General features: G+C 42.3%; 20 protein-coding genes. 4 read left to right on the plus strand and 16 right to left on the minus strand.

Annotated features, from left to right (window positions below; all coding sequences use genetic code 11):
- Window positions 1-10 precede the first annotated feature (10 nt).
- The 9 genes from DC487_RS15670 to DC487_RS15710 all read right to left on the minus strand — a co-directional run bounded on the left by DC487_RS15670 (window position 11) and on the right by DC487_RS15710 (window position 11,152).
- Entirely contained in the window at window positions 11-1,603 is a 1,593-nt protein-coding gene (locus tag DC487_RS15670; protein WP_116776916.1) for an ABC-F family ATP-binding cassette domain-containing protein, read from the minus strand.
- A 221-nt stretch (window positions 1,604-1,824) separates the two neighbouring features.
- Window positions 1,825-3,342 (minus strand): cell envelope integrity protein CreD, encoded by a 1,518-nt coding sequence (gene creD / locus DC487_RS15675; protein WP_116776917.1) that lies wholly within the window; start codon window positions 3,340-3,342, stop codon window positions 1,825-1,827.
- Window positions 3,343-3,393: 51 nt separating this feature from the next.
- Window positions 3,394-3,693, minus strand: a complete 300-nt coding sequence (locus tag DC487_RS15680; RefSeq protein ID WP_116776918.1) for a winged helix-turn-helix domain-containing protein — start codon at window positions 3,691-3,693, stop codon at window positions 3,394-3,396.
- Window positions 3,690-4,310 (minus strand): hypothetical protein, encoded by a 621-nt coding sequence (locus tag DC487_RS15685; protein WP_116776919.1) that lies wholly within the window; start codon window positions 4,308-4,310, stop codon window positions 3,690-3,692. The genes DC487_RS15680 and DC487_RS15685 overlap by 4 nt, the downstream gene beginning before the upstream one ends.
- 203 nt (window positions 4,311-4,513) lie before the next feature.
- A complete protein-coding gene (locus tag DC487_RS15690; protein WP_116776920.1) occupies window positions 4,514-6,295 on the minus strand; it encodes an acyl-CoA dehydrogenase family protein in 1,782 nt (593 codons plus the stop codon).
- Window positions 6,296-6,325: 30 nt separating this feature from the next.
- Window positions 6,326-7,498 (minus strand): acetyl-CoA C-acyltransferase, encoded by a 1,173-nt coding sequence (locus DC487_RS15695; RefSeq protein ID WP_116776921.1) that lies wholly within the window; start codon window positions 7,496-7,498, stop codon window positions 6,326-6,328.
- Window positions 7,499-7,728: 230 nt separating this feature from the next.
- Window positions 7,729-8,088 carry a four helix bundle protein gene (locus DC487_RS15700; protein ID WP_116776922.1) on the minus strand — a complete coding sequence of 120 codons (360 nt, stop codon included), beginning with the start codon at window positions 8,086-8,088 and terminating at the stop codon, window positions 7,729-7,731.
- 127 nt (window positions 8,089-8,215) lie between these two features.
- Window positions 8,216-10,642: a 3-hydroxyacyl-CoA dehydrogenase/enoyl-CoA hydratase family protein gene (locus tag DC487_RS15705; protein WP_116776923.1), complete on the minus strand. Its 2,427-nt coding sequence runs from the start codon at window positions 10,640-10,642 to the stop codon at window positions 8,216-8,218.
- 54 nt (window positions 10,643-10,696) lie between these two features.
- Window positions 10,697-11,152 (minus strand): MarR family winged helix-turn-helix transcriptional regulator, encoded by a 456-nt coding sequence (locus DC487_RS15710; RefSeq protein ID WP_116776924.1) that lies wholly within the window; start codon window positions 11,150-11,152, stop codon window positions 10,697-10,699.
- Window positions 11,153-11,301: 149 nt separating this feature from the next.
- Here DC487_RS15710 and DC487_RS15715 point away from each other — a divergent pair, with 149 nt between their 5' ends.
- A complete protein-coding gene (locus DC487_RS15715; protein WP_116776925.1) occupies window positions 11,302-12,264 on the plus strand; it encodes an isopenicillin N synthase family dioxygenase in 963 nt (320 codons plus the stop codon).
- Window positions 12,265-12,311: 47 nt separating this feature from the next.
- Here the strand turns inward: DC487_RS15715 and DC487_RS15720 are convergent, their stop codons facing one another.
- Together DC487_RS15720 and DC487_RS15725 are read right to left on the minus strand one after the other, a co-directional pair.
- A complete protein-coding gene (locus DC487_RS15720) occupies window positions 12,312-12,677 on the minus strand; it encodes an MmcQ/YjbR family DNA-binding protein (protein WP_116776926.1) in 366 nt (121 codons plus the stop codon).
- A 47-nt stretch (window positions 12,678-12,724) separates the two neighbouring features.
- Complete coding sequence (locus DC487_RS15725; protein WP_116776927.1) at window positions 12,725-13,276, minus strand: thioredoxin family protein; 552 nt, start codon at window positions 13,274-13,276, stop codon at window positions 12,725-12,727.
- A gap of 237 nt (window positions 13,277-13,513) precedes the next feature.
- On the opposite strand from DC487_RS15725, the gene dnaK reads away from it, so the two are divergent.
- The 3 genes from dnaK (at window position 13,514) to DC487_RS15740 (ending at window position 17,750) form a co-directional block, all read left to right on the plus strand.
- Window positions 13,514-15,418: a molecular chaperone DnaK gene (gene dnaK / locus DC487_RS15730; RefSeq protein WP_116776928.1), complete on the plus strand. Its 1,905-nt coding sequence runs from the start codon at window positions 13,514-13,516 to the stop codon at window positions 15,416-15,418.
- 171 nt (window positions 15,419-15,589) lie between these two features.
- A complete protein-coding gene (locus DC487_RS15735) occupies window positions 15,590-16,297 on the plus strand; it encodes a hypothetical protein (RefSeq protein WP_116776929.1) in 708 nt (235 codons plus the stop codon).
- Window positions 16,298-16,607: 310 nt separating this feature from the next.
- Window positions 16,608-17,750: a BamA/TamA family outer membrane protein gene (locus tag DC487_RS15740; protein WP_116776930.1), complete on the plus strand. Its 1,143-nt coding sequence runs from the start codon at window positions 16,608-16,610 to the stop codon at window positions 17,748-17,750.
- 36 nt (window positions 17,751-17,786) lie between these two features.
- Here the strand turns inward: DC487_RS15740 and DC487_RS15745 are convergent, their stop codons facing one another.
- From DC487_RS15745 to DC487_RS15765, 5 genes are all read right to left on the minus strand, one after another.
- Window positions 17,787-18,848, minus strand: coding sequence for an AI-2E family transporter (locus DC487_RS15745; RefSeq protein WP_116776931.1), 1,062 nt, complete (start codon window positions 18,846-18,848; stop codon window positions 17,787-17,789).
- Window positions 18,845-19,078 carry a 4a-hydroxytetrahydrobiopterin dehydratase gene (locus DC487_RS15750; RefSeq protein WP_116776932.1) on the minus strand — a complete coding sequence of 78 codons (234 nt, stop codon included), beginning with the start codon at window positions 19,076-19,078 and terminating at the stop codon, window positions 18,845-18,847. Before DC487_RS15750 ends, DC487_RS15745 begins: the two co-directional genes overlap by 4 nt.
- A gap of 68 nt (window positions 19,079-19,146) precedes the next feature.
- Window positions 19,147-19,704, minus strand: a complete 558-nt coding sequence (locus DC487_RS15755) for a biliverdin-producing heme oxygenase (protein ID WP_116776933.1) — start codon at window positions 19,702-19,704, stop codon at window positions 19,147-19,149.
- A gap of 403 nt (window positions 19,705-20,107) precedes the next feature.
- Window positions 20,108-21,058, minus strand: a complete 951-nt coding sequence (locus DC487_RS15760) for an endonuclease/exonuclease/phosphatase family protein (RefSeq protein WP_116776974.1) — start codon at window positions 21,056-21,058, stop codon at window positions 20,108-20,110.
- 10 nt (window positions 21,059-21,068) lie between these two features.
- Window positions 21,069-23,342 (minus strand): GH92 family glycosyl hydrolase, encoded by a 2,274-nt coding sequence (locus DC487_RS15765; protein ID WP_239016406.1) that lies wholly within the window; start codon window positions 23,340-23,342, stop codon window positions 21,069-21,071.
- Window positions 23,343-23,491: the final 149 nt, after the last annotated feature.

A 23,491-nucleotide genomic window follows, 5' to 3' on the forward strand; every position in this document is an offset into this window, starting at 1 on the left:
TTTAATACGCTTAAAGTGCTAGCGTCTGCGTTATTCCCAATTCGTCGACGAAGGATGCATCGTGTGACACGACAACCAACGTCCCTTGATAATCGCGGATGGCGTTGGTCAGAATTTCTAAACTAAATAGATCGAGGTTGTTCGTGGGCTCATCCAGAACGAGCATATCGGGAGCTTCTTGTCGAATGGCCATCTGGCAAAGCAACAGCCGCATGCACTCACCACCGCTTAAAACACTTCCGGGCTTCGCCCAATCATCCGTATGAAATAAGTGTCGTGCCAATAAGGTCTTCACCTCATGTTCTTCTAAACCATGCACATTGCAAGATTGCGCCTGTTCTAATACGCTCTCTGTTGGATTAATTGCACTATAATCTTGATCCAAGTACAGGATACGACTTTCCGCTCGAAAAACCTGTCCGCTATCGGGCTCCAATTTGCCTAAAAACAGCTTCAACAAAGTCGATTTTCCCGATCCATTCATACCATGAATATGCAGTCGATCGCCACTTACGATACGAAGGTCGATGCCTTGCTCAGCCCACAGCGGCATATTATTGTACCGCACTTGCAGCTGCTTTCCTTCGAAAAGTAACTTACCCGTATGCATATTTGCGGGGTCAAACGCTACTTTGATGGCTGAATTATCCACCCGATCAGCACGTAATTCGCGTAGTGAACCCTGCAAGCGATCGATCTTATCAGCATGTACTTCTTTCGTTTTCGAAGTGCTCTGTTCCGCTTTGTTTCTAAGCGTATTCATCATGATGCGGGCTACCCCTGCTCGCTCCTGCTTTTGCTGTCCGCGGGCATCGCTTCGCTGTTGCCGTTCAAGCGTTTTCCGTTGCACCAGCTTTGCTTTACGCAATTCCTTTTGCTGTTGCTCGATGTTCTGCTGCAGTATTTCCGCTTGCGCATCACGCTGCGCTCGATAATGCGTATAGTTACCCGTATAATTGGTTAATGTGCCAGCTTCCAGTTCAACAATGCGCTCCATTTTGTCTAGTAATACGCGATCATGACTAATAATTGCCCAGCAGCTGTTGGAGCGTTGCACTTCGGCATACAACTGTTCGCGGGCCCATTGATCGAGGTGATTGGTGGGCTCATCCAGCAATACCAAATCAGGTTCCGAAATCGCTATTCCTGCTAGAAAGATTTTGGTTTTCTCACCACCACTCAACCGATGCATATGGACATTCAGGATTTCCGACGTTAATTTCCATCGTGCTAATGCTTGTGCGCATTGTTCTTCAATTGTCCAGTCATCTTGCAAGACCTCATAATGTTTCTCATCCGAATCACCAGCGAGTATGGCGTGCAATGCGCTGATCTTGCCATCTACGCCTAATGCCTGAGCTACCGTTAGTTGATCGAATTGTACAAAATGTTGAGGAACGACGTACACCCTAGTAGCCGTGCGGATAATCTGCCCTTCCTGTGGCGTGATTTCTCCGGCAATTAATCGAAATAGTGTGGACTTGCCGACTCCGTTTTTGCCAACAATGCCTATTTTTTGTCGAGAAGGTAAGGTAAGATTCGCTGCGGAAAGCAGCATACTGCCATTCGGCAGGATATAAGTGATATTCTGTAACTCTAGCATAATTTCTTGTTTACTGGATAAGCCAATGCGACGATAAATCGCGCCTTTTAATACATCAGTTTTCGCAGAAATTATGAATTACATAGAGCCCCTATTTTGTGGTTAAAGTACAAGAGTAGCAAAAATATTTTGAATGAACCAAATTTCACCAGAAAAATGGCGTCTGCCTAAGCAAATTACCATCAGCCTTTTTGCAAACGACTGATGGTAATATTGCAAAACTATTTGTCAGAATTCGAATTGTTCTCGGCATTCGTATTGTCCAAACTATACCAGTTGATACGCGCCGAAAACCGCATCAACACCGCCAAAATCAGGAACACTCCGATGGTACCGACGATCAATGAATGATCCTGCAACTGCATCAAGAAATAGATAAATGCATAGAAGCTGGATAATATTGCACCAAACCCAAGCGCTATTCCCCATCTTTTGGTCAGTAGATGTACAAACGATGCTATCAGTAACACCGTAGCTACCGCGGCAACTAGGTAAGCCAAATTGAATCCCAAATGCTCACTAACAGCCAACAACAGGGAGTAGAATAAAACTACTGCAACACCAATTAAGACGTACTGAATGATATGAATGCGCTGCTTTTTAATAATCTCTGTAAGCACCAACGCGGCAAATGTCAAGAAAATCACCAAGGCGCCATACTTGGCCACGCGTGTAATCTTCTGATACTCGTTGACTTTGCGTAAAAACTGAATCTGAACCAAGTCATTGTCGGTTGCCGGCTCTATGTTCGTGCCTTGATTGGATGTCGCAGAAGCGGCATATTCCACATTCGTAGCGGTATCGTAATACTCATCGCCGTTGTTATTCATCCCAGAATAGATATACATTCGATTTCCATTAGCACCTTGCCATTGCTGTGGAAACTTCCTACTAAAGTTGGGAATGCGCCAACTGGCTTTAAATCCATTATCCGTCACCTCGCGATCTTCTGGCAAAAAGCCGCCGTTAAAGCTTGGATCTGCCCAATCACCCGAAACTTGGATATCGGTCTGATTAGCCAATGGAAAAAAGTTCAACGACTTCGCCCCTCGCAATTGCAGTTCAATATCAAAATTTTGCTTCGTATCTTCTCCTGAAGTTAATCCAAGATCAGCAACCAGATTTCCGGCAAACAGGTTAAAGGAGTTATCGGAATTGGCCATTGGAGATTTGACCCCATTCCAAGACAACGCCGGATAGGACAGCAGTCCTTTAAAATCGGTTATCCCGACTACTAATTTGGCTTCGTCCCATTGGATAACGCCACCTTTCGCATCAACTTCCTCCATATTGAGGGAGTCGAAGTCTCCTTTCATGTTCAATGTCGTATTGTATACCACGGATTTGTAAATGCCTCGTTTTAGCTCTTCGGGTTGTACCGAACCATCGATATGCACCCGATTTGGGAGTAGAAATATCCACTCTCTTTCTGTCGAGAATGTTTTTAAAGGTTTATTATCCTTATCAAAAACAGTACTTTCCGCCCGATAATCTAGCGGTATAGCGATGATTGGCCCAGAGACCACTTGTTCATTCCCCCATTTGGCGACGATATCTTCGGTAACTGCATTCTCCCGATATTTGCGTTCGCGAATCAAATCGTCTATCCAATTCAACGGGATTAATAAAAATAAAACCAACACCAAGATCGTGAACATCTTGAATACCATGGAATTAATGAATTGTTTAAAAAAGGAAGGCGTGTTTGCCTGAATCGGTTGTTGATGATTTGTTTCCATTTTAAATTATTTAAAAGTACTTTGTTTTTCAAAGTTGATGTATAAAAAAAATTATTTTACGTGATTAATCAATTTTTCCAAGGCAGATAAGTGCTTTTCAAAAGCAGATTTGCCCTTCATTGTTTTTTTGTAACGGGTATTGGGCTTGCGATCTACAAAAGATTTGTAGACTTCAATGTATTGCTCCTTCTCCAATGCTTTCAGATTGGACGCCAGATTGCCATCCGTCACGTCCAGTAAATCTTTGAGCGAACTGAAATCGTATTCCTCATTAGCCATAAGCACACTCATGATTTGCAGGCGAACACGGTTCTCAAAAATCTTGTCATATAATGATAAATCTAAACTCACTTCTCGTATTTATAGTGAACGATCAAGCCATAAATGATATGCAATACTCCAAATCCTATCGTCCAAAACCAAACTCCATAACCAGGAATCGCTAGCGCAAATATACCTAAGATGACTTCCAGTATTCCCAGATAACGCACTTCTTTGAATGTGTATACACTACCAGAAGTGAGCGCAAGACCATAAAAAATCAATAACATGGATGCGATCATGCTATAAGCCCCTCTGTTGATCAATACAATAGAAACAATGCCGCCCGCTAATAATGGCACAGCAACAGCAAACAACAGATTCTTACTTGTAATATTCCAAATCGACTGTTTATTGATTTTAGCTTTGCGTTGAGCCATCACATAGCCCGTAAGCAGTGCTGCAAACAGGACAACGATAGCGGCAATCACTAATTTGACAATAACCGCTTCATCTGTGACGTAAAAATCGCGGTATCCGAATTGGCTTTTAAAACCATAAACTGTGATATAGCCATACGCGGCTCCTATTAGCGCATAGATCCCGACCAATACCCCAGAAAGCCCGCTAATGGAGACGAACTTGGATGATTTCTCCATCAGCTTTCGGATATTTCCGAGTTCTTCTATCAAATGATTGTCTTTCATAAAAGTACTTTGATATTCAAAGTAAAATAAAAGATTTTGTATTTTAAAATTTTTGTTCGTTTTTCTGTGCTTACCTGAATACTTATTTAGTGCGGTGTTTAGACTTCATCAAGTAAATTTAAAAAATAAAAAGCTCCCTGAAACAGGGAGCTCACCATTGGGTATTCTAATTATTAGTGTGTGCTGTTTAATATGGTATAAAGCTAAAAGCTGTATTTATTGTCGTCGATTAGTTTGCGCGCGATACGTTGACGTGCTTCTTTGACATTAAACGGTTCGGCTTTGGTAAAACGCTTCAATCCGACTAACATCATCCGCAATTCATCGCCTTCTCCGAATGAATTTAACGCTTCTTTACCGGCAACTTGTACTTTGTCTAGCACCGAGTGAAGATATACACGCGCCATATCCGTTGGTAATGCAGCTGCTTCTTCACCTTGGGTATGGTATACTTTTTCGACACGAAGCAACACCGATTCAGCAACATACACATATCCAATAATGTCGGCGATGTTCATCAGAATTTCTTGTTCTTTCGACAAGGACATCATCAACTTTTGTACTGCGGCACCTGCCACTAGGAGACCGGCTTTTTTCAAGTTAGCAATAATTTTCTTTTCTGTTGCGAATGGCGCATCGTCTTCTGCTCCAAAATCTGGAATCGCCATCAATTCATTGGCTACCGCCGTAGCTGGACCCATCAAATCGATTTCGCCTTTCATGGCACGCTTTAATAGCATATCCACAACCAAAAGGCGATTGACTTCGTTGGTTCCTTCAAAAATACGATTGATACGTGCATCACGATAGGCTCTTTCCATTGGCGCATCTGCCGAATAGCCCATACCGCCGTAAATTTGCACCCCTTCGTCTACCACGTAATCCAGCATTTCCGAGCACCAGACTTTGATGATGGCACATTCAATAGCGAATTGCTCTACGGATTTTAATTTTGCTTTGGCTTCGTCTACACCCTCTGCAATTAATGCATCATACGCATCATCAATATTTTGTCCGGCGCGATAAGCGGCGCTTTCATTGGCATATAGACGGGTAGCCATTTCCGCCAACTTGTACCGAATCGCACCAAATTTTGAGATAGGCAAATTGAACTGAACTCGTTCATTCGCGTAGCGAACAGCTGCATTGAACACGGAACGGGATGATCCGATGGTCGCTGCTCCTAATTTGATACGACCGATATTCAGAATATTTACCGCGATCTTGAATCCATTTTCGCGTTCCGAAAGCAAATTCTCTACTGGCACGGCACAATCATTGAAAAATACTTGACGCGTGGAAGATCCTTTGATTCCTAGTTTGTGTTCCTCTGGATTCATGGTAATGCCTCCAAATTCACGCTCTACAATAAATGCCGTCAAGTTCTTATCATCGTCAATCTTGGCGAAAACGATGAAGATATCGGCAAAACCACCGTTGGTGATCCACATTTTCTGTCCGTTCAGGATATAGTGCGTACCTTCTGGATTTAATTTGGCGGAGGTGCGGCCTGAGTTGGCATCCGAACCAGAGTTGGGCTCGGTAAGACAATAAGCTGCTTTCCATTCGCCAGTCGTCAACTTAGGAATATATTTATCCTTTTGTGCATCATTTCCATAATACAAAATTGGCAATGTACCAATACCGGTGTGCGCAGAAAGTGCGACAGCAAAGCTGTGGCCACCACCTACGGCATCTGTTACCAGCATGGACGTGTTAAAGTTTTTGCCAAAACCGCCATATTGTTCTGGGATAGATACACCAAGCAAACCTAATTCTCCGGCTTTGTCTAGCAATCCCTGCATGATGCCTTCTTCTTGTTTATCGATACGATCTAGGTTATTCAAAACCTCCGAATCCAAAAAGTCAAGGCAGGTCTGACGTATCATTTTCGCTTCTTCATCAAACTCTTCTGGGATGAAGACATCTTGATAAGATGTTTCGCGGATCACGAATTCTCCGCCTTTTATTGCTTTATTGCTCATATCTCTACTATTTACTTTTGAAAATTAATCTTACAGCAGCTCGAAAATTCCTGCAGCTCCCTGTCCTGAACCCACACACATCGTAACCATACCGTATTTTCCTTGACGGCGTTTTAATTCATGCAGTACTTGCACCGTTAATTTTGCACCTGTACAACCCAGTGGATGTCCTAAAGCGATAGCACCACCATTGACATTGATCTTGCTTGCATCAAGATCTAGCTCACGAATGACTGCCAACGATTGCGAAGCGAAAGCTTCGTTGAGCTCGGTCAAATCAATATCTTCTTTTTTCAGTCCGGCCATTTTCAATGCCTTTGGAATGGCTTCGATCGGTCCAATACCCATAATACGCGGTGGTACACCTGCCACACCATAGCTCACTAATCGAGCGATTGGTTCTACATTTAACTCCTTTAATTTCGCTTCAGAAACCACTAACACGAATGCAGCGCCATCGGAGGTTTGCGAAGAGTTTCCGGCAGTAACTACGCCATCTGCTGCAAATACTGGTCTTAGTTTGTTCAACACTTCTAAAGAAGTATCAGCACGTGGGCCTTCATCGGTATCTACTACGTAATCTCGCGATGCGATTTTATCATCTTTGATGTAGTTCTCGGTTACTTTGATCGGCACCACACCGTCTTTCAAATTCCCATTCTTGATCGCTTCTACGGCCTTTTTATGCGACTCTAGCGCGAAGATATCTTGGTCTTCCCGTGACACTTTATATTCTTTGGCCACAGCTTCTGCGGTCAATCCCATACCCCAGTACCAATCTGGATTTTCTTTGGCGACTTTGGGATTCGGTGCTAACTTCCAGCCGCCCATGGGCATTCCTGACATAACTTCGACACCACCAGCAATAATACAATCAGCCATTCCTGATTTTATTTTTGCGACTGCTGTTGCGATTGTGTCAAGTCCTGAAGCACAGTATCTGTTGACTGTTACGCCGGGTACTTTGTCTGTATTCAATCCCATTAGGGAAATCATTCTGGCAATGTTGAGCCCTTGCTCAGCTTCAGGCGTGGCATTACCCACGATCACATCGTCTATCTGTTCTACATTCAAATTTGGAATGGTAGACACCATGTGTTGGATCACTTCACTAGCCAACTCGTCTGCGCGCATGAAACGAAATACGCCTCTAGGCGCTTTCCCCACTGCTGTACGATAACCTGCTATAATATATGCTTCCATGATTTTTAGATTTGCATTATGAGTATTGAGTAGTGCGTATTGAGTAGTGCGATGTATAGTTCGCTGAATCAATTGCTACACCTGTTTTTTTAGATTTGCGATGTGCGTAGAGAGTAGTGAGATGTATAGTCGCTGAATCAATACGCACACCTGTTGTTTTAGATTTGAGATGTGCGTAGAGAGTAGTGAGATGTATAGTCGCTGAATCAATACGCACACCTATTTTTTATTTATCCGTTTTTAGCTTTAAGTGTCTGTTGAAGTTTGTAACACATTTTTTGGATCTCATCAATTTTGTCTAGTATTCCCTCTACCTCTAAAGGATATAGATTAAGGCTTTTCGCGATGATAAGTTGCGTTTGCAACTCATAAGCCGAACCATTCGCGATGCCCAAAAAATGGATGAATTCTCCTTTTGTATTTCGTCCTGCCCCCTCGGCAATATTGGATGATATGGAGACGCATGATCGACGAACTTGGGACGTCAAACCAAATCGCTCATCCGCCGGAAAGTGCGCCGATATTTCGTAAATCGAAACACATAGATCCAAAGCCTTTTGCCATATTTTCAAGTCTTGTATTTTATGCATCTCTCTTTACTTTTAATAAAATAAGGTTATTGAATTCCACCTTCCTGAATCTCGTTACGGTGATCGCACTACCTAAATCTCATATCTCATTACGCTGATCGCACTACTCCAATCTCACTACTTCAACTTAATTCCTCAACGGCTTACCTTTCGTCAACATATGCTGAATGCGTTCTAAAGTTTTGCGCTCGGCACATAGTTCCAAAAAGGCTTTCCGTTCGATATCTAATAAGTATTGCTCAGAAACTTCGGTCGGCGCCGACAGATCGCCGCCGCACATCACCCAACCTAATTTTTCAGATATCTTCTTATCGTGCTCGGAAATATAATTGCCGGCATGCATTGACGCCGATCCGGCATAAACTATTCCGAGACCTTGCTTTCCGAGTACCTTAATATCCTTGCGTTGCGCTGGCTGCAAATAGCCTTCATTAGCTAACTCTAATGCTTTCGCCTTGGCGTCTGCTAAAAGGCGCTTTCTATTCATGGTAATGGCGAACTTTCCTTTTTGCAAGTAACCGAGTTCGTATGCTTCTACTGCTGACGTTGATACTTTTGCTTGCCCAACGGTCAAGAAGCGTTCTTTCAATGTATTTTGCGTGATTTGATCTTCTTTGAATTCATCCGAAGCGCGCAAAGCAAATTCTTTGGAACCACCACCACCTGGAATGACGCCTACTCCAAATTCTACCAAGCCCATATACGTCTCAGCATGCAATTGCACAAAATCAGCGTGCATCGAAAACTCACAGCCGCCGCCTAACGCAAGCTGAAATGGCGCAACCACCACGGGGATAGACGAATACCGCAAACGCATGGCCGTGTTTTGGAACATACGAATCGCCATATTCAACTCATCATAGTCTTGCTCGACCGCCATCATGAAGATCATACCGATATTCGCGCCAGCGGAGAAGTTTTTACCGTCGTTGGTAATCACCAAACCACGGTACTCTTGCTCTGCAAGATCAATCGCTTTGTTGACACCTTGAATAACATCGCCACCAATCGTATTCATCTTGGTATGGAACTCACAGTTTATAATACCATCACCTAAGTCGGTAATCGTTACACCAGAGTTTTTCCAAATGGTATGTTTTTCGCGAATATTATCTAATACGATTAGATCTTCCGCCCCTGGAATTGCTTTGTAGGATTTCGACTGGATGTCGTAATAGTTTTTGACGCCGTCAACCACTTTATAAAAATGTTCATGACCAGCTTCCAGCATGTCGTGCACCCATGCAGCTACTTGACCAGACTGTCCCGGCAGACGTTTCTCTTCGCTCTTAATCTTTTCAATGGTTTCGCGTACGCCTAAAGCATCCCAAACCTCGAACGGGCCTAATTCCCAGCCAAAGCCTGCACGCATGGCATCGTCGATGCGGTAGAAATCGTCTGTAATCTCTGGTACGCGATTAGATACATATTCGAACAAAGGATAATGCATCGCGCGGAATAATTCGGCGGCTTTATCTGTACCCTGTTCGTACACCTTCATGCGTTTACGAATATCTTCTACCGGTTTCGTGGCTTCCAGCGTGCTCGATTTCACCTTTTGTTGCTCGCCGTACTCTAAAGTTTTGAGGTTTAGTGACAGGATGTTAGAATTTCCTTTATCGTCTTTTACCTTTTTATAAAAACCTTGTTTTGTTTTTTCGCCCAACCATTTCTTTTCCGCCATCTGGCTGATGTAAGAAGGTAGCTGAAACACGCCTTTGGCTTCATCGTTTGGTGCATTTTCTGTCAATCCGTTGGCTACGTTGACTAACGTATCCAAACCGACTACATCTGCGGTACGGAAGGTTGCAGATTTGGGGTGACCCATCGCAGGCCCAGTATATTTATCTACTTCTTCTACCGTAAGTCCTAGCGGTTCGATCAGATGCGTAAGTGCTAACATGGAATACACACCAATACGGTTACCAATAAAGGCCGGCGTATCTTTACACAAAACGACGGTTTTCCCCAGCAGCTTGTCACCAAAATAAGTTAGAAAATCGATCACAGAAGGATCAGTATGCTCTGTTGGGATAATTTCAAAGAGCTCTAAATACCGCGGCGGATTAAAGAAGTGCGTACCACAGAAATTCTTTTTAAAATCCTCACTGTGACCTTCTGCCATCAGATGAATTGGGATACCTGATGTATTAGAGGTTACCAACGTGCCTTCTTTGCGGTATTTTTCTACTTGATCAAATACTGATTTCTTGATGTCTAAACGCTCCACGACTACTTCGATCACCCAATCAGCATGAGCGATATCTTTCATATTATCTTCGAAGTTTCCAGTGGTGATGCGGTTAGCGAAGCGCTTACTGTATATGGGGGAGGGATTTGTTTTGAGTGCCGTATCGAGAGACGTATTGACTATTCGATTTCGCACTGCTTTGCTTTCTAGACTCAGTCCTTTTGCCTCTTCTTGAGGAAGAAGCTCCTTGGGAACAATATCCAGCAGAAGAACTTCAACGCCAATATTTGCAAAGTGACATGCGATTCGCGAGCCCATTACGCCCGAACCTAACACGGCTACCTTTTTGATATTTTTTTTCATATCATCTTATTTTAGATTTATTATGTACGTGCTACCAGCAGGTGCTGGCATGCGTTAGAGTTTCACTGTTGAATTTTCTCTTTTGGGATCATATTTAGAAACCAGTTCATTGATCTTTAACAACGTTTTGATGAGCTGAGTCCGCTCTTTGGCAGTTAGCTCTTCATCCAGAAAGTTATTAAAATCTCGAACCACATGCTTAGCAATGTTTCTTTTCTCTATACCCAACTCAGTAAGATATACCTTAACGGATCGTTTATCGGTCGTGCTAGCTTCTCTATATATGAAGCCAAGATTCTCCAAATTGTTTAGCACACGTGACAAACTTGTCGTCTTTACGCCAGTCGAGTTGGCAATATGCGATACAGGTGTGCCATCTCGATGGATATTGATCAAAATATAACCAGCAGCTTGAGTAAAGCCATCTTGAGCAGCAATTTGGTTGTATTTATTTGCCAAATTTTGCCAACAAGCTTTTAAAAAATAATCTATCGTGTTATCTTGACTCATAATTAGTTATTTACAATTGCTATGCCAGCATATCAAATTTAACGGATGTTTATCACATTCCAAAATTTTTATCTCCTTAATTTGTAAAAAATCGCATTACGCAATTTCGGTAATAAGATTTAACTTTGTTTATCACAAAAACATGTCGCATGGCAGATATAAACATACCTAGACTAGATTTGTTGCAGTATACCGAAGGGAATGACGAGCAGCGCAAACAGTTTTCACAAGATATTGGTAAAGCATTTAACGAAACCGGATTCGTGACCATCGCGAATCATGGGCTGAGTCAGTCATTGATCGATGAGCTTTATAAAGTCGTCAAAGATTTTTTTGACTTACCCGAAGAGGTCAAAAATGCCTATCAATTTCCAGAATTGGCCGGACAGCGCGGTTACACTTCCAAAGGCAAAGAAAAGGCCAAAGACGCGAACACGCCGGATCTAAAGGAATTCTGGCAACGCGGACAAACTATTGTCGGTGAGGAATATTCTAAGGCCGACTTTCCAGATAATATTATCGTATCGGAATTGCCACGCTTCAACGAGGTCACGGCAGAAGTGTACAAACGATTAGAAGATGCCGGCCGGAATATCCTACAAGCTATTGCTGTGTACCTTAATCTGGATGAAGATTACTTTGAGTCTTTTGTGATTAATGGGAATTCCATTCTACGTGCCATTCATTACTTCCCGATTGAGAATCCAGATGCTATTTCTCCAGATGCGGTTCGTGCAGGAGCGCATGAAGATATCAATCTGATCACCTTATTAATTGGCGCTAGCGCTGATGGCTTGGAAGTACTCACAAAAGACAATGAGTGGTTTCCCATCAAAGCAAAGGGTGAAGATATCGTGGTCAATGTCGGAGATATGTTGCAACGGTTGACTAATAATAAATTGAAATCGACAACCCACCGTGTCGTAAATCCACCGCGAGAGTTAATGAAAACTTCCCGCTATTCCGTGCCATTTTTCTTACATCCTAAATCGAGCATGAGTTTGGCGAGTTTAGATGCTACCATTTCGGAAGAATATCCGAAATTGTATGAAGATTATACCGCAGGACAATATTTGGATGAGCGCCTTCGCGAAATTGGCTTAAAAATGTAAGCTGTATATATAGACTGTATTATAAAAGAAATGGAGTAGTCTAACACCTACTCCATTTCTTTTATTTCGTCTTGTTGATTCTTAGACAGTCCGCGAAAGACCAATTCATACGAATGATCGATCCACTCTTGCAATAAATGATCATTGGCTTCTCTATTCGTAAATACCGTATTCCAATGCTTCTTATTCATATGAAAACCCGGAAACACCGTTTGCGGATAGGATTCTCGCAATTCTACCGCTAGCTCAGGATCACACTTCACATTAAAACTTAAGACATCTATCTGATCTAAACCAATGAGCAAGAAAATCTTCGGCCCTACCTTAAATACCAACGTATCTGGCCCGAAAGGTAACTCTTCAGACACACCTTGCTTTTGCAGGCAGTACAGACGTAAGCTTTCTATATCCATAAGATGAGGAGATCTCTAGGTTGAGTGATTGAATATGTAGATTTATATTAGGCAAGCATAGCCAATAATTCATTTTGAATAGCCACACCTTTATCTTCGTTGTACCATTTTTGAAGCACTTCTTTTATTTCTTCAAATGGTTTATTATCCGCCTTCATAGCATCAAAGATTGCTTGCAAAGGTTCTGGACGCGGGCCCCAAACGGCTTTATCATGACCAACATCATTGCGGATAATTAATTTGGGAATAGATTTACCCCCATTAGTCAGATAATCATCAATCAAATGTGGCTCGCTATCACGAAGTTGTATATCGAAGTCGATGTTTTGGTTATTTTTTACTATCTGATAAATCTGCGGAACAGAGTGCGCCGCATCACCACACCAAGGCTCGGTAATCACGATCCAGTGCTGCTCCTCGGTAATGCTATCTACATACCGTCTCATTGCGTCGCTTGGCTCGAAACGCTTTGTCCAGCGGCTCATGCGTGTCCAGTTCATTTTTGCGTATTGCAAATATTCCTCGTTATCGTAGGGTGCGTGTTTTTCAGGTTGTGCAAGTATGTCACCAAAATGTACCAGATACTCGTCGAAAGTCATAAGTCAATATATTTGGCGCTAAATTACGGAATTTTATCCAGCAGACACCGAGCACTCACTGTCATAATTTTGCCACGCTATCGCTATAAGTCACTACAAAAATGACAGGATGTCACTCAAAATTGACATCAATAAGACACATTGTACTCAATTATGACGCGAGAAATGCTTTCTGAACATTGGCACAACGGTTGATATAGGATAGGAAATTAAGCACAAGAGAAAACAAAATAAGATATGTCAAAAATAATAGGTATAGATTTAGGAACCACGAACTCATGTGTTGCCGTAATGGAAGGTAACGAGCCGGTGGTTATTGCGAACAACGAAGGAAAGCGTACTACGCCATCTGTTGTTGCATTTGTAGAGGGTGGAGAGCGCAAGGTAGGTGATCCTGCAAAACGTCAGGCCATTACTAACCCGCACAAAACCATTTATTCCATTAAACGCTTTATGGGTTCTTCTTACGGCGAAGCCGAAAAAGAAGTATCTCAAGTACCATATAATGTGGTCAAAGGCGACAATAACACGCCACGTGTAGAGATTGATGATCGTAAATACACACCGCAAGAAATTTCTGCAATGATCTTGCAGAAAATGAAAAAAACGGCAGAAGATTACTTAGGACAAGAAGTATCTCGAGCAGTAATTACTGTGCCTGCGTACTTCAACGACGCACAACGCCAAGCGACGAAAGAAGCAGGTGAGGTTGCTGGTCTTAAAGTAGAGCGTATCATCAACGAGCCAACAGCTGCTGCATTAGCATACGGTTTGGACAAAGCCAATAAAGACATGAAAATTGTCGTATTTGACTGTGGTGGTGGTACACATGACGTTTCGGTTTTGGAATTAGGTGATGGTGTATTCGAAGTAAAATCTACCGATGGTGATACACACTTAGGTGGTGATGACTTTGATAACGTAATCATCAACTGGTTGGCTTCTGAGTTCGCGAATGAGAACAACGGATTTGACTTGAAGAAAGATGCAATGGCTTTACAGCGCTTGAAAGAAGCGGCTGAAAAAGCAAAAGTTGAATTATCTTCTACTTCTTCTACAGAAATCAACTTGCCATATATCACGGCTGATGCTACGGGTCCTAAGCACTTGGTGCGCACCTTGTCTCGTGCAAAGTTCGAGAGCTTGGCAGATGATTTGATCAAACGTACGATCGAGCCTTGTAAAACAGCGTTGAAAAATGCGGGCTACAGCACGTCGGATATCGACGAAATTATCTTAGTAGGTGGTTCTACGCGTATCCCTGCTATTCAAGAAGCGGTAAAAAACTTCTTCGGAAAAGAGCCTTCTAAAGGTGTGAACCCAGATGAGGTAGTAGCATTAGGCGCAGCTATCCAAGGTGGTGTATTGACTGGTGAAGTGAAAGACGTTTTATTGTTAGATGTAACGCCACTTTCTTTGGGTATCGAAACCATGGGCGGCGTATTGACGAAATTAATCGAAGCAAATACGACGATTCCTACCAAGAAATCAGAAGTATTCTCTACCGCAGCAGATAATCAACCATCTGTAGAGATTCACGTATTGCAAGGTGAGCGCCCTATGGCCGCTCAGAACCGTACATTGGGTCGTTTCCAATTGACGGATATTCCTCCTGCGCCACGTGGAGTTCCTCAGATCGAAGTGGTGTTTGATATTGATGCCAATGGTATCATCAAAGTTTCGGCAAAAGATAAAGCAACTGGCAAGGAACAGAACATCCGTATCGAAGCTTCTTCTGGCTTAAGCGATGAAGAAATCCAAAAAATGAAGCAAGAGGCGGAAGCAAATGCAGAAGCAGATCAAAAACTGAAAGAGGAAGTAGATAAAATCAATGCGGCTGATGCCCTAGTTTTCTCTACCGAAAAACAGTTGACTGAATACGGCGATAAAATCCCTGCAGAGAAAAAATCAGCAATTGAAGCTGGTTTAGAGAAATTGAAAGCAGCACATGCTGCACGTGATTTCGCTGCGATCGACACGGCTTCTGAAGAACTGCAAGCGGCATGGAATGCTGCTTCTGAAGACATGTACAAAGCGTCTCAAGATGGTTCTGCACAACAACCTCAGGGTGATGCAGGTCAGGCTGGCAATAATGGCGGTGGTGACGATGTTCAAGACGTAGATTTTGAAGAAGTAAAATAATAAGCATACCGCTCGCCCTTTGGGCGAATTTGAAAAGCTCCGACAGAGAAATCTGCCGGAGCTTTTTTATTTAGCAACATTATTGCATTTGAAAGAATGATGTTTTATATTTGCCACATTGTTGCAATAATTAAGATCGACTGTGGATATTTAATTCTAAACATCATATATATGACTTCACAAAAACAAAACAAATTTTTCTCCGCTATTCTCGCTTTCGGACTTATCGCTACAATAACTTCATGTAGCAGCGACGATCCAGTAGATATTGTGCAAGAAGGAATCCAAAAAGCAGAATTGACATTTACGGAGGTAACTGGAGCTGGCGTATATCCGCACGGTGATCACTTCCATGGTTTAGCAGATGCAACGGATGGAGCTGCGCAGGTTGTTACTTTCAATGCACAGGGAGAAGCAACAGCCAATGGTCATTTACATCTAGATGCCGAAGCAGTATATCGCCTTGACTTAAAAGCTTGGGATCACACTGGCCACGAAGTAACGGCAGACTTTATAGCAACAGAGGCAGCAGCCGCAAATTACAAAGCCTTTCTAATAGGTGGTGATTACATTTTAAACTCGAACACCACGGACGAAAGTGGCGCTATCTTCCAACCACGAGAAACTCTTTATGGTGATGGTACAGCGGTAACAGGCTTAGGTGGCAGAGGTACTACTGGTGTGTTATCTTACTTTGGCATTGGGCACAGCAACGTAGCCAATACACGCGACGTGACATTCATTCTTCGCAAACTACAAACTGGTGTCAAAGAAAACATTACCCGTTTGGATTGGAACAGAAGCGACTATGCAGCTACCTTTGCTGGCGAGAACGTATTGGAACTAAAATTCGAGATTCACGCGGAGCACAATCATTAAAATTTTCCGTACATAGTAGTTTATAAATAGATTTTTAGAAAGTGGCCTTTCGTATTCGATTGGCCACTTTTCTTTTAATAAAATAGATGTACCAACAGCATTTTTTGTAATACAAAAGTCAACTTTACTTTCGAAGGATAGGATTTCATTTAATTTGACCATTTTTGAATAAAAATCAAATTATTTGATTTTTTCTTTAGAAATAATCATTTCGGCAATTAAATTGCAGGAAGAGTTGATGTCACACGGAGACTGCCGCAAAGCGCCACACAGCAGCAGGTATTTCGAGATTTAAGGATATAAATGCACGATGCTTAGGATTACTCTTTTATTATCATTGTTCTTCTTTAGTAGTTATGTACACGGTCAATTTGCGGAAAGGATTCGCAATGGCTGGGTCGGACGCTATGTGAATTCTATTATCAATGATACCACGGCGGCCGATAAAGCTAATTTGACGATCTATCCTACATTTGCAAATGCTCCAGAAACAGGCATTGAGTTAGGTTTTTCGACGTTGAAACTATATTATGCTAACGGTGATACATTAAACCGATTAAGTGAAATGCAAGCTTTTACATTTTTCACCTTTAAAGGTCAGTATGGCTTACAGTTAGAAAATGCGCTATACGGCGACAAAGATAAATGGTTTTTCTTGGGTGAAACAAAGATTCAGCGATTTCCGCTTTCTTATTACGGCATAGGTCCAGGTACATCTAAGGAAAATCCCGCAACCGTAGATGCTTTTCAAATATCGGCCAAGCAACGCGTACTGCGAAAATTGGCAGATAATTTCTTTGCTGGACCAGAAGTGGATTTTCAACTACTTACTGGCGTTAATTTCAAACAGCCCGAAGAGGGACAGCCATTTGATATTCCTCGCGGAGGTGAGGGCGTTAGAAATATGGGACTAGGATTTGGATTTGTATATGATAATCGGCATAATGTATTAAACGTACGCGATGGTCTGTTTGGTGAAATTGCTTACCTTAAAACCATCAAGGGCTTTGTAAGCGAGCATGATTTTGGCACATTTAATTTGGATGTTCGTTCATTCCATAAAGTCAAAGAGAATACTGTATTTGCTTGGCAGGCATCTGGGCAATATGTACATGGAGAAGTGCCTTTTAATCAATTGGCACTTTTAGGAGGGGATCGTTTGATGCGTGGCTATTATCTTGGTCGGTATCGAGATCGAGCCATGCTAGCTGCACAAGCAGAATATCGTATTCTACCCTTTTCTTTCAGCAAGCGATTTGGAGCGGCGATATTTGGCTCCGTAGGAAATGTCGCCCCAGATTTAGGTTCTTTCCAAATGCGGAATACGCGTTTAGCAGGCGGCGTTGGTTTGCGCTTCCTACTCTTTCCAAAGAAGGATATTTACTTACGCTTTGATCTAGCATTTACTAAAGAAGGCGCGAATATATATATCTTCAATGGTGAAGCCTTTTAATAAATAACTAAGAGTAATTACGCGTCCAAGATGTCGTCAATCTCCGATCAGATAGCCATAAGGCTTGAGCGTTTCGACTTGATCGAAGATCACTTTGAAAATGCCAAGCAAGGGTATGAATAAGACCATGCCTGCCGTTCCCCAGACCATACCACCTAACAACAACACCATAATCGTGAAAAGTGGTCCCAACTGTACTTGGCCACCCGTAATTTTTGGTGTCAGTACGTAACTGTCCAATTGCTGAGTGACCGTAAAGAAAACCGCTACAATTATAGGTATACTAAGCGTATCTCGCGTGATCAGCGTGTACAAGACTACTATGCCTCCGCCTGCAACAGAGCCGATGTACGGAATGACATTAATAAGTGCAGCGATGATGGAGAAGAACAGGGCATTTTCAATTCCAATAATGGTTAATCCAATAAAATAGATGATCGAAAGGATCAACACCACTAAAAAGATACCAGCAACATATCGGCTGGATACCCGTGTGATCTTATCAACTATTTCTTGGGTATGACCGACCTCATTATGACCAGCATATTTATCTACGATCTGTAGTACGAAGCTCTTAATTCTTCTACGGTATATCAGCATCAAGATCGTGTACACCGTGATGATCAGTAGATTTCCTAAAATCGTAACGACTGAGAACAATACACCTCCGAGCAATTTACCTGCAGAACTAGACCAAGTAGCCACCTGCTCCTGTAGATATTCTTTTTGTTTAGAGATCGACACGTCGAAATGCTCCGAAACTAAGCTATGGCCATGTGCAAACATGGCATTAAACTTCTTGCCTATAGATTCCATTTCAGCTCCCAAGCCGACAAGTTCGTTTACGAGCACATAGAGGACACCCACAATGACCAATAAAGTAACCAAAACTGAAATGACAGCAGCAATTCCACGCCCCATGTTCCAGCCCTCTAGCTTTCGACACACGGGCAAAAGCAACATAGCCATAAGCCCGCTAATCGCAATGGGCACTAGAAAAGCCTTAGCAAAATACATGATCAGGAAAAACAGAACGATGAAAGCTAGAACTTGATTAAAGCTTCCTAGAACGGTCATTTTTGTAGGATTGGTTTTCATACAGTCAATTGATCTATTGCTTTTGCTACTTGACGATCTTTATCTGTAACCCTGTGTCCACTATCATGGGTCGTTAGCCAAATTTCGACCTTATTGTATGTATTTTGCCACGTTGGATGATGATTTGCAGACTCCGCAATCAGCGCTACGCGCGTCATGAATGCAAACGCTTCAGAGAAATTAGCAAACGTAAATTTACGATACAATTGATGATCCGTTTCTTGCCACATAATAGTTATTATTAAATCGTGTTTGATAAACAGACTGTATGTACGTATTGTTTGTTATAGAGCCTACTTTACCGACCAGTAGGCTCCATAAGAACATCCTGAAAACGCGAAAAGGTTTGGTTTGCCATAGCTGCACTATCGGCAAATGTACTCGGATCACTCCCTACTGTATTCAGTATGTCAACAAACTTTTCCCACATCTTAGCTGATTCATCACCATATCCAGAGAAAAAACTAAAGCCTTGCGTAATCCCATATTTTTTCAGCATTTGAACAATATACGGACCGCCCATGATCGAACCTTCTAGTACATATAGCGCACTCATAGCCTCACGCACGTTGTTGATCGAGGGCACAATCGCTGTTGTGCTCATATCTACTTCCTCACCTAACATTTCTATATCGGCACGAATATGTGTAGAATTACGACGCTCAGAATAATCTTGCAATACATCTTCGATGTACGGTTTTATAGCCTTTTCTATTGAAGAGAAGTAGACGTAAAATTTTTTCAAAATATGCGCATAATCCTCCTCACTTCGAATCGCTTTCAATTGCTTGACCACGATTACTTCCAATGCTTGGTGCGCTTCTTTTGTATGCTCTTTTATATATTGATTTAACATAGTGTGCTTATCATTAATCGTTTGAAACTATTGACGCCAATATACTAGTTTTTTAGAAGGAAATGTCACCTGGTACATAGCGTCGAAATAGATAATTATAACTTTGGCTTACTTTTTGCATCACAGTACCGACCGAAGGTTTTGCGACAATTTATTTTTTTAGCTGAAGCAGTAGATACCCTTTCGGAGATATGTACAACAAATAATAGGTTTATGAATATCAGAAATTCTATCAGTAGACAACCAAAGGCAATCCGCGATATATTGGGCAATATATCTATGCTTGCTTTAATCATCCTACTACTTTTTGTATTGGAGTACACCGTAAACTAAAAAATATCCCCGTTGCGATGACTTATGGTAAGTCACCGCAACGGGGATGTAAATCCTTTGAAATTATAACTTAACGAACCGGAATAGTAAGTTCTGCTACTACCGGAAAATGATCTGAAGGCAACCTAGCTTCATAATCTTTGAACGACAATTCAGTCGGAAAATCCCCTTTTTTAACCTCTTTCTCGCCCGCAGCACTGCGATAAGTGTCTAATAATACCGCATATTTTTTCACCGAAATAGCTTTGCTCACAAAAATGTGGTCAATGCGACTATCTGTCCATAAATTTGGATCGAAAGCATTGAATGTACCATTATGTGCATAACGCAATGTCGCCTGCTCATACGCGTCAGCAACATAACCAGATCCTTGTATAATTTGATAAATAGCATTGCGTTGATCAACATTGAAATCACCCGTCCAAAGCACATCATCATCCCCTACTACATTACGAATACGTTGCAGCACCAACTTACAACTTTCTTCTCGAGCTTGCAGGCCTACGTGATCCAAATGTAGATTGAAAAACCACAACCGCTTGCCACTAGCCTTGTCTTCTAAACGTGCCCATGTGCAGATTCGAGGCAAAGCTGCATCCCAACCTTTAGATGGTATGTGTGGTGTCTCTGAAAGCCACATCACTCCTGAATCTAACAAAGAAAAACGATCTGATTTAAACACAATCGGAGCAAACTCTCCTGCCAACTTACCATCATCACGACCTACACCAATGAAAGTATACGCGGCCAACTGCTGCTTTAGATCATCAAATTGATGGGCTAATACTTCTTGACAACCTAATATATCAAAATCGTTGTATTTAATTAACGATGTGATAACTGGCAACCTGTTTTCCCAGGCATTACCTGCGTCGCGATCGCCTTTATTATCGTAACGTACATTGTAGCTCGCTACCTTCAGAGCGATGGAATCTTGCGCCTGCGTAGCCATTCCGGCTATCATTAGGCACAGCCAAACACTTACTACCTTAAAGTTTGAATACCACTGTTTACTTTTCATCCTGTTCTTTTTATTTTTTAAGTTCATTCGTGAAAGAATATGGGGCATCTTCTGATGCTGTACCGCGTTGTTCATTTGGCGTTGGCGCCATGTCAAAGCTCAACTTGGCTCCTTTTTGCAAGGTAGGAATATCCAAATAGTTCTTGGAGTAATTTTTACCATTTACTTTCAAGCTATTGACATATACATTTTCTTTTTGCTGGTTGGCGGCCGTGATCACCACCTTCTTGCCATTCTCCAGATGCAGCGTTACTTTTTTGAATTGCGGCGAGCCTAATGCGTATTGATTGGTTCCTGGCGCTACCGGATAGAATCCTAAGGATGAATAAACATACCATGCCGATGTCTGCCCATTGTCTTCATCTCCACAATAACCATCTGGCGTAGGCAAATAGAGGCGATCCATGATTTCACGAACCCAATACTGCGTTTTCCAAGGTGCTGCACTATAATTGTACAGATATGGCATATGCTGAATCGGTTGATTACCGTGGGCATACTGCCCCATATTCATAATCTGCATTTCACGCATTTCGTGAATCATACTACGGCTATTCATCCCTTCATAGCTTGGAATGACAAATACCGTATCAAGCATAGCGGTAAACTCTTTGTTTCCGCCCATCAGGTCAATTAAACCTTGCGGATCATGGAATACACAGAAACTCCAATGCCATGCATTGCCTTCTGTATAATCTCTAGACCATCCACTCGGATCGAATGGCGATCTGAAAGTACCATCGCTGCTACGCGCGCGCATCAATTTGGTGGATGGATCGTAGAGCTTTTTGTAATTCATCGCTCGGTCTTTGTATACCTGCAATTCATCGGCAGATTTGCCCAAAGCCTTACCAAATTGATAAATCGACCAGTCATTGAAGGCGTATTCTAATGTCCGAGCGACGTTTTGTGTGATCTTGCTATCTGTTGGGATATATCCCAAATCGTTGTAAAATGTATAACCCGCTCTACCTGTTGATGAATTGGTCGGATGGACATTATTGGCACCATGTTTCACGGCTTCCCACAACGTATTGTAGTCATAATCTCTCAAGCCAGTCATATACGCATCCGCTACAATGGAGGCAGAGTTATTCCCAATCATCGATGCGCGGTGCCCTGGGCTTGCCCATTCTGGCAAAAAGCCACTTTCATTATACGCATTCACTAAGCCTTCCTGCATCTGCGTATTCATCGAAGGATAAAGCAGATTCAGGAGTGGAAATAAGCTCCGGAAGGTGTCCCAAAAACCCGTATCCGTGAATAATGGGCCGGGCAAAACCTGTCCATTGTATGGGCTATAATGCCATTGTTTACCTGCTGCATCCCATTCTGAGAAATCGCGAGGGAACAATGTGGAGCGGTAAAGGCAGGAATAGAAAGTACGTAAGAGATCCTTCCGATCGTCTTCAATCTCGACTTTTCCTAAAACCTCGTTCCAGCGATCGCGACCAGCTTTGGAAACCGTTTCGAAATCATGATCTTTTACTTCCTTCAGGTTGATTTCTGCTTGATCAAAACTAATGAATGAAGATGCAACCTTAGCAATGACTTCTTCGCCACGCTTGGTTTTAAATCCGATGATGGCTCCGGCATGATCAGTAGTTGTCGCCTTTTTGTTCGCTACCAATTGTCCATTTTCTACAATCTGCGAATAGGTAAAGGGCTTGTCAAATATGATGACAAAGTAGTTTTTGAAATTTTCGGCAACACCACCGCTGTTACGTGTGGTATATCCTTTTATCATGCGCTGTTCAGGCAAGATCTCTACGTGAGATCCTTTGTCAAATGCATCGATCACCACATAGGCACTATCTGTCTTTGGGTAAGTGATCCGAAAAATAGCGGCACGCTCTGTTGGTGTCAATTCGGTTGTGACATCGTGATCGGCTAAGTAGACGCTGTAATAATAAGGTTTGGCTACCTCTGTCTTATGCGAAAACCAACTCGCCCGCTCATCTTGATTAAACCGAGGTTGACCGGTAATTGGCATTAAAGAGAATTGACCATAATCGTTGTTCCAAGGACTGGGTTGATGCGTTTGCTTAAAGCCACGGATTTTATCGGCTGTATAGGTATATGTCCAACCATTGCCCATTTCACCCGTTTGCGGCGTCCAAAAGTTCATTCCCCATGGTCTGGCGATCGCAGGATACGTATTTCCATTGGACAATTCGTACTTGGACATGGTGCCAATGATGGGATCAGCAAAGTCAACCGGTTCGTAAGATTTTGATTTCTTGCTTTGCGCAAATCCCATAAATACAGACAAGAATGCAAACATACACAGCATGCCATTTCTTATCAAGGAGTTACATTTCATCATAGTAGATTTTAGGCTGTCAACTCTAATTAGCTAACACGTTTTAGCAATTATACAGAATATTAGGCAATAGTAGCATTCATCGCAGAAAGATTCATAAAGATGTAATA

It is taken from the genome of Sphingobacterium corticibacter (assembly GCF_003076635.1).
In the GTDB taxonomy this organism is placed as follows: domain Bacteria; phylum Bacteroidota; class Bacteroidia; order Sphingobacteriales; family Sphingobacteriaceae; genus Sphingobacterium; species Sphingobacterium corticibacter.

Coding starts and splice junctions, on each gene's coding strand:
- DC487_RS15720 (WP_116776926.1), bottom strand. CDS start 12,677: ATGGATATAGAAAGCTTACGTCTGTACTGCCTGCAAAAGCAAGGTGTG.
- DC487_RS15690 (WP_116776920.1), bottom strand. CDS start 6,295: ATGAGCAATAAAGCAATAAAAGGCGGAGAATTCGTGATCCGCGAAACA.
- DC487_RS15710 (WP_116776924.1), bottom strand. CDS start 11,152: ATGAGTCAAGATAACACGATAGATTATTTTTTAAAAGCTTGTTGGCAA.
- DC487_RS15760 (WP_116776974.1), bottom strand. CDS start 21,058: ATGAAAAGTAAACAGTGGTATTCAAACTTTAAGGTAGTAAGTGTTTGG.
- DC487_RS15725 (WP_116776927.1), bottom strand. CDS start 13,276: ATGACTTTCGACGAGTATCTGGTACATTTTGGTGACATACTTGCACAA.
- DC487_RS15735 (WP_116776929.1), top strand. CDS start 15,590: ATGACTTCACAAAAACAAAACAAATTTTTCTCCGCTATTCTCGCTTTC.
- DC487_RS15765 (WP_239016406.1), bottom strand. CDS start 23,342: ATGTTTGCATTCTTGTCTGTATTTATGGGATTTGCGCAAAGCAAGAAA.
- DC487_RS15685 (WP_116776919.1), bottom strand. CDS start 4,310: ATGAAAGACAATCATTTGATAGAAGAACTCGGAAATATCCGAAAGCTG.
- DC487_RS15700 (WP_116776922.1), bottom strand. CDS start 8,088: ATGCATAAAATACAAGACTTGAAAATATGGCAAAAGGCTTTGGATCTA.
- DC487_RS15740 (WP_116776930.1), top strand. CDS start 16,608: ATGCTTAGGATTACTCTTTTATTATCATTGTTCTTCTTTAGTAGTTAT.
- DC487_RS15715 (WP_116776925.1), top strand. CDS start 11,302: ATGGCAGATATAAACATACCTAGACTAGATTTGTTGCAGTATACCGAA.
- DC487_RS15755 (WP_116776933.1), bottom strand. CDS start 19,704: ATGTTAAATCAATATATAAAAGAGCATACAAAAGAAGCGCACCAAGCA.
- creD (WP_116776917.1), bottom strand. CDS start 3,342: ATGGAAACAAATCATCAACAACCGATTCAGGCAAACACGCCTTCCTTT.
- DC487_RS15670 (WP_116776916.1), bottom strand. CDS start 1,603: ATGCTAGAGTTACAGAATATCACTTATATCCTGCCGAATGGCAGTATG.
- DC487_RS15705 (WP_116776923.1), bottom strand. CDS start 10,642: ATGAAAAAAAATATCAAAAAGGTAGCCGTGTTAGGTTCGGGCGTAATG.
- DC487_RS15750 (WP_116776932.1), bottom strand. CDS start 19,078: ATGTGGCAAGAAACGGATCATCAATTGTATCGTAAATTTACGTTTGCT.
- dnaK (WP_116776928.1), top strand. CDS start 13,514: ATGTCAAAAATAATAGGTATAGATTTAGGAACCACGAACTCATGTGTT.
- DC487_RS15695 (WP_116776921.1), bottom strand. CDS start 7,498: ATGGAAGCATATATTATAGCAGGTTATCGTACAGCAGTGGGGAAAGCG.
- DC487_RS15745 (WP_116776931.1), bottom strand. CDS start 18,848: ATGAAAACCAATCCTACAAAAATGACCGTTCTAGGAAGCTTTAATCAA.